The organism is Altericista sp. CCNU0014 (assembly GCF_044923475.1).
Lineage (GTDB): Bacteria > Cyanobacteriota > Cyanobacteriia > Thermosynechococcales > Thermosynechococcaceae > JAAURS01.
Genome location: NZ_CP137338.1, coordinates 3,666,078 through 3,678,628, shown reverse-complemented (window position 1 = coordinate 3,678,628; position 12,551 = coordinate 3,666,078). Strand labels below are relative to the sequence as shown.

The following is a 12,551-nucleotide window of genomic DNA, read 5'->3' as shown; positions in this document are numbered from 1 at the left end:
ACTTACAACTCCTCATACACCTCGTGAATAATGCAGGCTAACAGCTCCAGCATAGCAGGCGCAGCAGTAGGTTGAGACTGCGCAACTTGGAGTTGCAGCGTAGACAGCCGTGATAATAACGCGATCGCCTCCTCCGCCACATTTTTCATCTCATCCATGTAAGACAACACTTGTTCCGTTTCCCCAAACCGATCGAAAATCTTGAATTCAAGCGCAGTCGCTTCATCAACAATCTCAAAAGCTTCTTGTCTCAGTCGGTTGATGATTTCTGTTGTCCCTTGCCCCAGTTTTGCCATGTGCTCTAAACCGACATATCCCTATGATTTTAGAGGGTTTAGCTTGACAATTCATCCAGATGACCGACTTTTCCGCCAATATCTCAATCAATTCGAGGTTTAGGACTGCGATCGCGATTTTGGGGCTGGGCGATCGTCTTTGCAGCTTCTTTGAGCTGGTTCTGCGGACTCTGGGTGCGTCACTGCTCTGAAAGAGCTAGCTATCGCCTACCTACCTCAACAGCCTGGCGTTCGTGGATCTGTTTTTGAGGTCATCTGCCCTAAAATTAAATTAGCCTCTCATTTTGAGCAACTTTTTTATGAGCATGGTTCAAATCGATGTTCCGAATGAAGTCCTGATTAGTTTGAAAGAGTCTCCTGAGACAATATCGCAGGAATTATCCATTCTGGCAGCCGTTAAGCTGTTTGAATTAGGCAAACTCTCTTCAGGACGAGCTGCTCAATTGGCAGGAATGTCAAGAGTCAAATTTTTGAATGTCCTTGGTCAGTATCATGTTTCGCCATTTGCGTTCACCGCTGAAGAGTTAGAGCATGATATCGACAATGCCTAAACAGTCGGTCATTGTCGATACATCGCCATTACAGTATCTACATCAAGTAGGCTGCTTAGATCTACTCCAAAAGCTTTATAACAAAATCACTGTTCCATTTGCCGTTTGCGAAGAATTACAAGTCGGTCTACTTCTAAGGTGTGGATGTTCCTATCATCAGTTTGGTTGAGTGGATTCAAGTTGTCCGCATTTCATCCCCAGCTCTTGTCCCTAATGTGACCGACCTAGGCCAAGGGGAAGCTGAAGTCATTGCTTTAGGGATTCAATCCCCTGAAAGCTTGTTAATTCTGGATGACAGTCTTGGTAGACGTATTGCCGATCTTTATCAGCTCAAATACACAGGAACGTTAGGTGTTTTGATCAAAGCTAAAAAATCAGGACATCTTAACGCGATCGCCCCAGTGATTGACCAGCTTCGTACCCAAGGGATGTGGTTGACCGATAAGATTATTGGCGACATTCTTCGATTAGCGGGGGAATAAGCGGTAATGCAATCGCATTTCTTCAGCAGCAGCGTGGACGTGGCAAGAGGGAGTGCCAGAGTAATTCAGATACAGGTGATAGGTAATGCCCTCAGGACTAAGATAAATTGAAGAGAGGATTTCAGATTGCTTCCTTTCCTCTCTTAAAAAGCTCCATGAGTGATTCTGCCATCCGTCCCGCCCGCATCAGTCAAGTCCTGCCCGAGTCGATCGCCGCCGAGGTGGGCTTTGAGGTGGGCGACAGTCTGGTCGCCATTAACGGTCAACCCCTACGGGATCTCATTGACTATCAGTTTCTGTGCGCGGACGAATACATCGAACTAGAAGTCCTCGATGCGGAAGGAAAACCCCACACCGTTGAGATTGAAAAAGAATGCGACGAAGACTTGGGGCTAGAGTTTGAAAGCGCGTTTTTCGACGGCTTAATTCAGTGCAACAACCGCTGCCCGTTTTGCTTTATCGATCAGCAACCCCCCGGCAAGCGGGAAAGCCTGTACCTCAAAGACGATGACTATCGCCTCAGCTTTCTCTACGGCAGCTATCTAACCCTGACGAATCTGAGCGATCGCGAGTGGAACCGCATCGAACGGATGCGACTCTCTCCGCTCTACGTCTCGGTCCACGCAACAGAACCAGAAATCCGCACCCGCTTGCTCAAAAACCCCAGAGCGGGCAAAATTCTAGACCAGCTCCAATGGTTCCAAGAGCGAGGGCTGCAGATTCACGCCCAAGTGGTGCTGTGTCCCGGCATTAACGATGGCGAGCACTTGGCGCAAACGATACGCGACCTAGCCCGGTTCCATCGAGGCGATATCCCTACAGTAGCTTCCGTGGCGATCGTGCCCGTGGGACTGACCCGTTTTCGACCCGATCTGAACGAGGTCATTCCAGTCACGACAGAGAAAGCCCGCGAAATAATCGATCGAGTCCAGGCATTCCAAGCGCAGTTTCAGTGCGAGTTCGGCTCGACCTTTGTTTGGCTCGCAGATGAATGGTTTTTGATTGCCCGTCGGGAATTGCCCCCCGCAGAACACTATGAGTCCTATCCCCAAATTGACAACGGCGTGGGTTCCATTCGGTTGTTTTTGACCCAGTTTGAAGGAGCAGCAAGATCGCTGCCCGCCCAGATCTCCCCACCCCGCCGATTGACCTGGGTTGTCGGCAATACTGTCGAACAGGCGTTCCAGGGTATTTTAGAGACGTTGAATCGCGTAAACGGCTTGACCGTTGAAATGGCAGCACTCCACAGCGAATATTGGGGTCAGACCATGACCGTGACGGGGTTGCTGACGGGTTCCGATATCGTTCGTGCTTTGAAGGGCAAAGACTTAGGCGATGGCTTGCTGGTGCCGACCCTCATGCTCAAGCATGGCACCACTCAATTTTTGGATGATATGACCCTAGAGCAGGTTTCAGCCATACTACACTGCCCCATTTACCAAGTGGGTGGAGGCCCAGGGGATTTGATTCAGACTTGCCTGCACGCAATTCCAGTGGCAGCGAGCTGAAGCGGGGAGTGCAGTCTCTAGCTGGCTGAGCGGAGTCGAAGCCAGCGGTAAGCTTTGTTCCTGGAACTGGTATTACTTTGCACCAGGCGTCACGTTAATAAACGGTAGCGGGCCATTTCCTCCCATATAGGTCGGAAACTTGCCATCCCACTTCTCGATCGCCTGTTTTTGCAATAGGTCGGGTGTGAGGGTGGATCTTTGCAGCCGCTGAGCTTCCGCCTGCCCCTTCGCCCGATTCACCTCAGCCTCCGCATCCTTCGTTGCCTTGAGCGCCACAAACTCAGCCTGTTTGGCCTGTTGTTCGGCCACCTGCTTCGCTTCAATAGCCTTATTGAACTCTGGCGAAAACAGGAAATCGACCAGCGATACATCGTCAACCGCCAAGCCGTAAGGGGTTAAGCGCGTTTTAAGCTCCCGATCGATTTCATTCTTCAGTTCCGTCCGCTTGGTCAAAATTTCTTCGACATTCTTTTTAGCGGTTGCCGCCTTCAAAACCTCAGAAACTGCCGGGCTAATAATCCGCTGCAAAATTTGAGTTTCATCCCCAATTCGCTGGAAAACCGTGTTGACCTTAACGGGATCGACATGCCAGTTCAGCGCCAATTCCGTCGTGACATCTTGTAGATCTTTAGAAGCCGCTTGGGCCTTAATATCACTGCGCTGCACCCGAACGCTCATATTTTTAACCGACGTCACAAACGGCAAAATAAAGTGAAATCCTTCATCCAAAACCTCATCCTGCACCCGGCCCAGCCGCATGACAACCCCGCGTTCTCCTGCATTGACAATCGCAAAGGGCCGAAAAAACAGCGCGACCAGAAGCAGAATGCCGCCACCAACCAAAATTTTCCCTCCTGCCGGGGGAAAGCTAAGGCTTGGAAGAGGTCGTGTCATAGTGTTGTTCTCCTAAGTTTGGGTAAGCTGCTGAAATTCCGATCGTTTTGCCTCGGACAATAGACTCGTGGGAACCCAGTCACGAGGTAACGCAAGCTTGCGTCCCGCGATCGGTGAAGGTTTGGCCCTGGATGGGGATAAACTCCCACCGATAGGACTTCGGACTCAAGACAAATTTGATGACTCCGTAGGTTGCTGTATTTTGAACTTCGCTGTTGGGGCGGACTGTCGCCAATTCGCGCAATTCCGCTCCGCCAGTTCCCACCACAAACTGACGAATACCGCGCTTGGGGTCGGCTTTTCCGTCGGGGTTCTGAGGCGCAAAGCGTTCGTAGTGATGATCGTGGCCGTTCACCACAACATCTACGCCAGCACGATACAGCGTTTGCCAAATATCTTGCATCTTGGGGTCGTTGCCGTGGACGCCGGAACTGAATACCGGATGGTGCCAGTAGGCCAGAGTACAGGCTCTGGGATGGGCCGCCAGATCGGCCTTGAGCCACTGCTCCTGCTCTGAGCCAGTCTGGGCATCGATATTGCTGTTGAGAGCAACCACATGCCACTTGCCCAAGTTATAGCTGTAGTAACCTTTCCCCGCAACTCCGGCCTTAGCGCCAAAGTAGGCATAGTAAGGCTCGGCATTGGGAGAATAATATTCGTGATTGCCGGGGACTGGGAAGGTGCGAGCCTTAAAACGGCCCCAAGTTGGCTCGTAGCAGTTCTGAAAGTCCTCTGCGGTTCCGCGAGGGTAGGCATCATCTCCAGCCGTAAAGACCGTACCGGGGATTTTATCGATCGACTGCGCGGTCAGTTCGTCTTCTGACTTAGTACAGTCTGCAATGTCCCCCGCACCCACCAATACCGGGTCTGCAACCGCCGCAGGAGCAGATTGATTCGTCCCAGGCTTCAATGGCGGTTTAGACTGACTCGCCGCTGGTTTTGGTTTGACCGCAGGCGGTTTAGGCGCGATCGCCGGAGAGGAGACGGGCGGTTTAGACTGTGCTTGCAGCAAATCTCGCTGTTGAAAAAAGCTCCATCCACTGAGGGTAGCGAATCCTGCTAATCCCGCCCAGAGCAAGTGTGGCTTAAGACGCATTCGATTCATTTCGATCCTTCTGGCAATGCAGTTGATGAAAAGCAGATGGCAATATCAAGGGTTTCCTGAGGAACGTTCGGTCAATGGGGAATTGGGTCGAGCGATGCAGGTCTCGCAAGGACTCGCGCGAGGGCGATCGCCGCTTTCATGCTCGTCGCGTCGGCAATCCCTTTCCCTGCAATATCGAAGGCCGTCCCGTGATCGGGGGAAGTCCGAATAAACGGCAGACCGATGGTGGTATTCACGGCGCGGTCGAAGGCCATCAACTTGACAGGGATGAGTCCTTGGTCATGATACAGCGCCAGGTAGGCATCGTGGGGCGGTCGGTCTTGCCCGAGCGCTTGCCCGAACCACGCCTGTCCCGGCCTAACCCACATCGTATCGGGCGGGATGGGGCCTTCAAGGGTGGCCTGGGGGTAGCGATCGCGCATTCGATCCAGCCAGGGTACGATCCAGTCTATTTCTTCAGTGCCGAGTTGCCCTTGCTCTCCACTATGGGGGTTGAGTCCGGCGATCGCAATGGTCGGCGAATCAATTCCAAATAAAACTCGCAAGGTCTCGATCAGCAAGTCTAGTTTCAAGGACAAAAGCTCGGGCGAGAGCGCCTGAGGTACTTGCGCTAAAGGAATATGAGTGGTGGCCAAGAGCGCGCGCAACTGCCACTGGGTAACGGGCGAGGTGGCCGCAAACATCATGCCAAATCGACTGACGCCAGCTTTTTCGGCCAGCAATTCGGTTTGACCGGGGTAGAGATGGCCCGCCGCTTTCCACGCGGATTTTGCAATGGGTCCCGTCACGATACCCGCGTAGTGGCCTGCTAGGGTTTGGGCGATCGCTCTCTCTAGATCGGCAAAACTGGCTGCACCGGTCTGGGCTGAGGGAGATCCTAGACTCCAATCTCCGACGTCATGCTCTGGTTCGACAACGGTCAGGGTGTCGGGGTGGGCGAGATGGGTGCGAACGTAGTCAGTGCCTTGGGCTCGTTCGATTTGGCGATAGGTTTGGTGGAGAGTGAGGCGATCGCCAAAAATTGTAATACCGTCAGATCCGCGAGCCAGCGCTTTGAGTACGACCTCCGGCCCAATTCCGGCTGGGTCGCCGATTGTGAGCGCTAAGGATGGCGATGGGGAAGGCATGAGTTTGGCAGCGGGAATAGTCATTTTTTCAGACTGTAGTGGGATCGATGAGCTTGACGACTTCGGCGTACGGATAGGTAGAGACTAGATTATCGGAAGTAAAATGACTTAAAAATACATTTGTATTAAAGTTTTTAGTAGATCGGTATTCTAGCGGGTGAAATGGAGGGCGATCGCGCTCGTGTTTTGAGGATGAAACTCGCACTACCCGGATAAAAAGCGTTACTTCGAGGGAATCAGGATGGCGCGCGCGAAGAAATCAGAAGATGTCCCCAAGGCAATGCAAGAAAAGTTCGCTCGCATTGTTGCCCTTACGGATAAATTTGCCCAGCAACATCTAAACGCTGAGTATGCTGAGTTTATCCGTTTTGCAACCGCAGCGCTTTGTCGGAAAAGACCCTCGCCGCTTCTCAGCGGGACTGAAAAAACTTGGGCTTGCGGCATCACCCACGCCATCGGGATGGTCAATTTTCTGTTTGACGCTTCCCAAGATCCGCATATTAGAGCAACGGATTTGTACGAGAGCTTTGGAGTTAGTGCCAGCACGGGACAAGCCAAGTCAAAACTGGTGCGCGATACGCTCAAAATGCATCAGATGGATCCCGATTGGTGTCTGCCCAGTCAGTTAGACGACAATCCGATGGCCTGGATGATTTCTGTGAATGGGTACATTATAGACGCCAGATCTGCGCCTAGAGAATTTCAAGAGATAGCCCACGCAAAAGGCTTAATTCCGTACGTCCCTGGAGACGATCGCTCGAAGACTGCGGCTCCCGCGATCGCAACAATTCCTAAGAAAAAAGCGGCTGCCCCTGCTCCTACCTCTCCGAAGGCTCTGCTAGTCCTAGAGGCGTTCATATTGGATGGGCCAATAACGGAAGCATTTGCCAAAAAAAATCCAACGATCTCGCGCACCATTGAAATTAAAGCCAGCAACACTTTAGAGGATCTTCATAAAATTCTCTTTAAGGCATTTGGCCGAGAAGAGGAGCATCTGTACGAGTTTCAAGTGGGCGGTCGCGGCCCCCACGATTCCAACGCTAGACGCTATGGATTAAAACAGGCTTTTTCAGACCCCGACGATGAGCTGGCGGGCGATGTATCTACTACCACGCTTGGCGAACTCGGCTTGACTGAAGATGAGTCCTTTGGTTATTGGTTTGACTTTGGCGATGACTGGTGGCATCAGATTGACGTGCTGTCAATAACGGAAGATGCCCCGAGCGGCAAATACCCCAAGATTGCGAAGCGGGTTGGGGCTAACCCGCCTCAATACGCCGATTTTGATTGATGGGCGATCGCCATTATTTGGTACGCAATAGAGCATGAAAGCTGCCAACAAAAATGCCTTGGCCGTTCTTCATTATCTCGAACCAGCCAAGGCGTTTTTATTAATTGCAAAAGGCGATCGCCTATTCAGCGTCATCCTCGTCGATTGCCGCAGCCGCCACTTCCTTCGCAGCCGCTGCATCGCTAGCCGCTTGTTGAGCTAAAGCCATTTGCTCGCGATACTTTGCCGCCATTGCCTCAGCTTGGTCGTAAACCACCTGAGGGTTTTTGACCATATCCCCCGGTTCCGGCTCGAGCTGCTTCGTCGAAAGCGAAATGCGTCCGCGTTCTGCATCCAGATCGATAATCATGACCTTGACTTCATCGTTCACATTGAAGACGCTGTGGGGCGTATCGATGTGGTCGTGAGAAATTTCAGAAATGTGCAGCAGACCGCTCACGCCGCCGATATCAATAAACGCACCGTAGGGTTTGATGCCGCGCACCGCGCCGATCACCACTTCACCTACCTCTAAGCGGTTCATCTTCCGCTCGACCAGCGCTCGACGGTGGCTCAGTACGAGACGGTTGCGCTCCTCATCCACCTCCAAAAACTTGAGCGGCAGCTCTTCACCGATTAACTCTTCCTTCGCCGCGCGGGTGCTGATGTGAGACCCAGGAATAAAGCCCCGCAGCCCCTCAATCCGCACCAGCGCGCCGCCGCGATTGGTGGCAAATACTGCAGAACGCACCGTTGCGTCTTCCGTTTGAAGCTGGCGGACGCGCTCCCAAGCTCGCATGTACTCAATCCGACGAATGGAGAGCGTCAGCTGACCGTCTTCATTTTCATCCGCTAGAATGAAAAACTCGCGAGTTTCGTTAGAATTCAACACCTCTTCAGGATTGTCAATGCGGTTGATCGACATTTCCTGAATGGGAATATAAGCGGCGGTCTTTGCACCAATATCAATCAGAGCGCCTCTTGGCTCAATACTGAACACCGTCCCCGCCACCGTATCGCCAGGGTTAAAGTGATAGTCGTATTTATCGAGTAAGGCTGCAAAATCTTCGTGGGTAAAGCCAACGTTTGGCGCTTCTGTTTTCTGATTGACCATGCTTAGTATTTCCTAGATATCCTCCGTAGAATTGACACCTCCTGCTGATGTTAGACGAACACCGAACGTGGGGGAGTGCTTGATGAAGCCTGCCGAATGGATTAAAGCCGAATTCACCCTAGCTAAATTTAGTGCTAGATCTAGCATTCTAACTTACAACGATCGTTTTAGAACAGGACTTCGCATGGGTTTTAACCAGTCATCCCCATAGATGGATGGCCGATCGCGCGTTGGATTGAGGTTGTTGACACGAGGATTCCAGACGCGTTTCTTTATGTTTCTAAAAGATTCAGTACGGCTTTTGGCAGCAGCTTGTCCTTAAACCAAACTAGCGGAGCAGGCGTATCTTTAAAGTCAACCCCTGCTTTTTCGAGGTTGAGCCGTTCTGAGATCGCTAAAATGAGGTCGCTGCGTCCAGCCTGACGCACCTGAGAAAATTTTTTCTTGAGGTACTCCGGTCGCCAATAGCCAATAATTTCCAGCAGTGCAGTTCGTCCGTCGGGATGCACCAGCCGAAAATCTGGAATCATCACGCTCCCAGGAATCGGGATTAAGTCTACCTCCCGCTCTAGATGCCAGTCTGTCTTCGTCTTGGCCCAGCGCTCTGCGAAACCTGCCTCGATCAGACTGTCAAAGGTTTTTCCCGGCGGGTAATGACTCACCAATCCGCAGCCTGAATCGAGGGCAAAACGCCTCAGACTCGTCGAGCCAGTATAGGCATCCTCCACTTTCAGGGTTGCGGTCAGACTCCATTTGGTCACGTGCAGCAGTGCGGGCAAAAGCTTAGCTAGGGCCAGCCCGTAGCGGGTACTGGTTTGAAATAGGCTCGCGGGTCCGTCAATGGTAAGGGTAAATCCGTGTTCGGTATCCCCCTCAATGTAGGTCATGAGGCCAAAGAGCTTCAGGTACCGAAATAACAGCTTGTATTCTCCCGGATCGTTACGATGGGCGTTGATGACAATATCGCTGGCACGGTAAAACACGCCCTGTACTTGGGACAGGTTATAGCGGTGCAGTAGCGCTTCAGGGGTCGGTTCTTCAAACTGGGTCAGGATTTGATTTTCGTTGAGGTCGGCATATAGCCCTCGGGTAAGCTGTGCGGGCAAAACCTCATGGCCCAATTCTTGGGTGAGCTGTTGGGCTAGGGTTTGGAGCGTTTGAGCGGCCCGTAGTGGCGTGGGGGCATACCGGGCGGCTAGGCTGAAGGCGCGCTGGCGCAGCAATTGCGGATCTAGGGGACTGCGAATTTCAAAGGTGCTGTAGTTTTGAGCCAGCAGGTGGGCTAACCCGCGCTTGGTTCGGTAGTCGGTATCTTCACCTTCCAGTTCCAAGAGCTGGCGGTTCACCTCGCCTCGCGTGCTGCCCTGGGCGTCGCGAAAAAGCGCGATCAGTTCGGCGGCGATCGCCCCGTACCCTGTCTCCAGCGGCAACCGTTTGGGGATCAGCGTTTCCCCGCTCAATCGATGCATCAAAAGATCGCTAGGCAACATGGTCGGGTTCCGAATTTGACGCTGTCATCGTGCAGGGCGCGAGCGGGTTTCTGACGTTCTTTGAGAGCACCGATCGCGCTGCTACATTCTCCCATGCCGTTAGACTAGAAGGCAGGCATCGATCCGACAAAATAGCCTTCCCATTGCACTTCCTGGTTTCCCGTTGAATCTAGAGTTTGTCCGCGCTATGAAAATTCTTGTCATTGAGGACGATCGGCTGACTTCGGAAGCAATCTCAGCCATGCTGAATGATTGTCGCTATGCCGTCGAAATTGCAAACGACGGCCAGGTCGGTTGGGACTTAATCGAATCTTTTGAATACGACCTCATTCTCTTAGATCTGGCCCTTCCTCGATTGGACGGGATCGCATTATGCCGACGCATTCGGGAAAAAGGGCTGCAAACTCCGATCATGCTGCTGACCGGGCGCGACAGCAGTCATGAAAAGGCCATTGGTTTGGATGCCGGAGCGGATGACTATATGGTTAAGCCGTTCGAGGAAGAAGAATTGGTTGCAAGGGTTCGCGCCCTATTGCGACGGAGCGAACTCAGATCTCAGCCCGTTTTAAATTGGGGCGACTTGACCCTCGACCCGAGCCGCTGTCAAGTGACCTATCGCTCCAAACTGCTGCCATTAACGCCAAAAGAATATGCATTACTAGAACTGTTTCTGCGTAACGGTAAGCGGGTCTTCAGTTGCGGCATGATTCTCGAGCACCTCTGGGCATTTGAAGAAATGCCTGGAGAAGAAGCGATTCGCACCCACATTAAAGGGCTGAGACAGAAATTAAAAAAAGCGGGAGCGCCCCAGGATTTAATCGAGACAGTCTACGGCATCGGCTACCGATTGAGGCCGATAGAACTGCTGCCAGCGGAACCGCAGCACAAACAAAATAACGACAGCCAGAAAAAAAATACGTTCGATCGCCGAGAAGATCGACAAAGAGAAACGCAAGGTTTGCTAGATGGTATTTGGTATCGATCGAAAGATCGAGTCAGAGAACGTATAGAAATATTGGAAGAGGCGGCGGCCAGCCTTTCGAACCAAAAACTCAATTGCGAACTTTGCAAAAGGGCACAGCAAGAAGCCCATACCCTAGCGGGCACATTGGGTACCTTTGGTCTTTTTGAAGCCACCGAACTGGCCCGTAATATTGAGGAAAAATTGCGTTTAGACGATGTTGCAAACTCAAAAAACAGAGGGGACCTTCGCGCGCTGATCGACGCTTTACGCCTGAAGATCGATCGACCCCCACAGCATCAAAGCTTGCCATCTTTTCAAGGTGACGTAGAACACCTTTCTCTGCTCGTTATCGATACCCCAACTAATTCTATTCGCGATCTACTCGTCCAATCGAAAAATTTTGGCTTTGCGTCTCAAGTCGCCCATACTTTAGACGACGCAAGAAATAAAATTTTATTCAATCGGCCCCATCTCATTTTATTTGACCCTCTAGCTTTTAATTCTTCCGAGGATACTTTGAGCTTTTGGGCCGAGCTAAACAAACAAGTTCCTCCCATTCCGATCGTTCTCTTTGCCGATCGAGAGCTTTTTCAAAATCACCCGGAATTTTCTTTCCTCAGCGGACAGATGATTTTAGAGAAAGAAAAGCCCATTCCCGAGATTTTAGACACCTTAGTTGAAACCTGGAAACAAGCCGATCGAACTCGAGCGAAAATTGTAGTGGTCGACGACGATTCTACATTATTGACAGTACTCAGTTCTCTCCTTCGCCCCTGGGGGATTCAGGTCATCACTCTGAACGATCCTCGCCAATGTTTGGAAGCACTCTCCCATAGCGTTCCAGATTTATTAGTGCTCGACGTTGAAATGCCAGAAATGAGCGGTATCGAGCTGTGCGAGCAAATTCGCAGTAACTCGAATTGGGACGACTTACCCATACTATTCCTGACCGTTCATAACAATGCTGATATTGTCAATCAAGTATTCAATCTGGGAGCGATCGATTATATCAACAAGCCTATTATTGGCCCAGAATTTATTGTGAGAATTATCAACTATTTAGAGCGCATTCGAACTATCAAGCAGATGATGGTGAAATCTCAAATTCACCTCCCCTCAGAAAAAGTGGGTGAAGGTGCAGTAAGTAGTTCTTTTGTGTCTAAATCCGAACGAGATCGTAATTTTACGCTCATCGAGAAAAAGCTAACCTTTCAACTGGATCGCGAATCTGCTGTAGCCCAGCTCGCTCTGTCAGCCCTGGATGGAACGCATTTTGTTGAGTTACAGCAGGAAGCTTCAAGATCTATCGTTCAGAATATGGACATCGAACTTTGCGGTATTTTGGAATTGCTTCCCGTTGGAAATGCTTTATTGCTTAAAGCAGGTGAAGGTTGGAACGAAGGTCTCGTCGGACGCGCGTCGATCGACCAACACGGTTCCTTGGCGGAACTTGCGATTGCATCCAACGAACCCGTTTCGATCGCACAATATTTGAGCGCAGAACATCCATATACCGATCGCCCTTTGCTGCAAGCGCATGGCATTAAGAGCGGTACGATCGTCCCTATCAACTTGCCCGACGACGGACCCTATGGCGTATTAGGGGCTTACTCAACCCGGCACAAATCATTCTCTCCAGAAGAGATTAAATTTCTTGAAATCGTTGCAAATATTTTATCCAGGGCTCTAGAACGACAAAAAACCACAGAGGCTCTACATCTCATGCAAGCCAACCTAAAAGTCTGAGTTC

Annotated in this window: 11 protein-coding genes; 5 read left to right on the top strand and 6 right to left on the bottom strand. The window is 51.2% G+C overall.

Features of this window, described 5'->3' with window-relative positions; all coding sequences use genetic code 11:
- Positions 1 to 2: 2 nt before the first annotated feature.
- Positions 3 to 296 carry a hypothetical protein gene (locus R6H26_RS17490; protein WP_404784149.1) on the bottom strand — a complete coding sequence of 98 codons (294 nt, stop codon included), beginning with the start codon at positions 294 to 296 and terminating at the stop codon, positions 3 to 5.
- Between the two features lie 299 nt (positions 297 to 595).
- Between R6H26_RS17490 and R6H26_RS17485 the strand changes: the two genes are divergently transcribed.
- The 3 genes from R6H26_RS17485 (at position 596) to R6H26_RS17475 (ending at position 2,837) form a co-directional block, all read left to right on the top strand.
- The gene (locus tag R6H26_RS17485) at positions 596 to 847 is read left to right on the top strand and encodes a UPF0175 family protein (protein ID WP_404784148.1); all 252 of its coding nucleotides are present in this window, start codon (positions 596 to 598) and stop codon (positions 845 to 847) included.
- A 140-nt stretch (positions 848 to 987) separates the two neighbouring features.
- On the top strand, positions 988 to 1,329 hold the full coding sequence (locus tag R6H26_RS17480) for a DUF3368 domain-containing protein (protein ID WP_404784147.1): 342 nt from the start codon (positions 988 to 990) through the stop codon (positions 1,327 to 1,329).
- Between the two features lie 155 nt (positions 1,330 to 1,484).
- Positions 1,485 to 2,837: a TIGR03279 family radical SAM protein gene (locus tag R6H26_RS17475; RefSeq protein WP_404784146.1), complete on the top strand. Its 1,353-nt coding sequence runs from the start codon at positions 1,485 to 1,487 to the stop codon at positions 2,835 to 2,837.
- A 72-nt stretch (positions 2,838 to 2,909) separates the two neighbouring features.
- Here R6H26_RS17475 and R6H26_RS17470 read toward each other — a convergent pair whose 3' ends face one another.
- The 3 genes from R6H26_RS17470 to pdxA all read right to left on the bottom strand — a co-directional run bounded on the left by R6H26_RS17470 (position 2,910) and on the right by pdxA (position 5,987).
- Positions 2,910 to 3,731, bottom strand: a complete 822-nt coding sequence (locus R6H26_RS17470; protein ID WP_404784145.1) for a prohibitin family protein — start codon at positions 3,729 to 3,731, stop codon at positions 2,910 to 2,912.
- 79 nt (positions 3,732 to 3,810) lie between these two features.
- A complete protein-coding gene (locus R6H26_RS17465) occupies positions 3,811 to 4,836 on the bottom strand; it encodes a metallophosphoesterase family protein (protein ID WP_404784143.1) in 1,026 nt (341 codons plus the stop codon).
- 71 nt (positions 4,837 to 4,907) lie between these two features.
- On the bottom strand, positions 4,908 to 5,987 hold the full coding sequence (pdxA, locus tag R6H26_RS17460; RefSeq protein WP_404784141.1) for a 4-hydroxythreonine-4-phosphate dehydrogenase PdxA: 1,080 nt from the start codon (positions 5,985 to 5,987) through the stop codon (positions 4,908 to 4,910).
- A gap of 217 nt (positions 5,988 to 6,204) precedes the next feature.
- Between pdxA and R6H26_RS17455 the strand changes: the two genes are divergently transcribed.
- A complete protein-coding gene (locus R6H26_RS17455; RefSeq protein ID WP_404784140.1) occupies positions 6,205 to 7,254 on the top strand; it encodes a plasmid pRiA4b ORF-3 family protein in 1,050 nt (349 codons plus the stop codon).
- 121 nt (positions 7,255 to 7,375) lie between these two features.
- Here the strand turns inward: R6H26_RS17455 and R6H26_RS17450 are convergent, their stop codons facing one another.
- Together R6H26_RS17450 and R6H26_RS17445 are read right to left on the bottom strand one after the other, a co-directional pair.
- Positions 7,376 to 8,347: a 30S ribosomal protein S1 gene (locus R6H26_RS17450; protein WP_404784138.1), complete on the bottom strand. Its 972-nt coding sequence runs from the start codon at positions 8,345 to 8,347 to the stop codon at positions 7,376 to 7,378.
- A 272-nt stretch (positions 8,348 to 8,619) separates the two neighbouring features.
- Positions 8,620 to 9,837 carry a DUF790 family protein gene (locus tag R6H26_RS17445; protein ID WP_404784136.1) on the bottom strand — a complete coding sequence of 406 codons (1,218 nt, stop codon included), beginning with the start codon at positions 9,835 to 9,837 and terminating at the stop codon, positions 8,620 to 8,622.
- A gap of 187 nt (positions 9,838 to 10,024) precedes the next feature.
- On the opposite strand from R6H26_RS17445, the gene R6H26_RS17440 reads away from it, so the two are divergent.
- Positions 10,025 to 12,547 carry a response regulator gene (locus tag R6H26_RS17440; RefSeq protein ID WP_404784135.1) on the top strand — a complete coding sequence of 841 codons (2,523 nt, stop codon included), beginning with the start codon at positions 10,025 to 10,027 and terminating at the stop codon, positions 12,545 to 12,547.
- The last annotated feature ends 4 nt before the right edge of the window (positions 12,548 to 12,551 follow it).

Coding starts and splice junctions, on each gene's coding strand:
- R6H26_RS17490 (WP_404784149.1), bottom strand. CDS start 296: ATGGCAAAACTGGGGCAAGGGACAACAGAAATCATCAACCGACTGAGA.
- R6H26_RS17485 (WP_404784148.1), top strand. CDS start 596: ATGAGCATGGTTCAAATCGATGTTCCGAATGAAGTCCTGATTAGTTTG.
- R6H26_RS17475 (WP_404784146.1), top strand. CDS start 1,485: ATGAGTGATTCTGCCATCCGTCCCGCCCGCATCAGTCAAGTCCTGCCC.
- R6H26_RS17470 (WP_404784145.1), bottom strand. CDS start 3,731: ATGACACGACCTCTTCCAAGCCTTAGCTTTCCCCCGGCAGGAGGGAAA.
- R6H26_RS17465 (WP_404784143.1), bottom strand. CDS start 4,836: ATGAATCGAATGCGTCTTAAGCCACACTTGCTCTGGGCGGGATTAGCA.
- pdxA (WP_404784141.1), bottom strand. CDS start 5,987: ATGACTATTCCCGCTGCCAAACTCATGCCTTCCCCATCGCCATCCTTA.
- R6H26_RS17455 (WP_404784140.1), top strand. CDS start 6,205: ATGGCGCGCGCGAAGAAATCAGAAGATGTCCCCAAGGCAATGCAAGAA.
- R6H26_RS17450 (WP_404784138.1), bottom strand. CDS start 8,347: ATGGTCAATCAGAAAACAGAAGCGCCAAACGTTGGCTTTACCCACGAA.
- R6H26_RS17445 (WP_404784136.1), bottom strand. CDS start 9,837: ATGTTGCCTAGCGATCTTTTGATGCATCGATTGAGCGGGGAAACGCTG.
- R6H26_RS17440 (WP_404784135.1), top strand. CDS start 10,025: ATGAAAATTCTTGTCATTGAGGACGATCGGCTGACTTCGGAAGCAATC.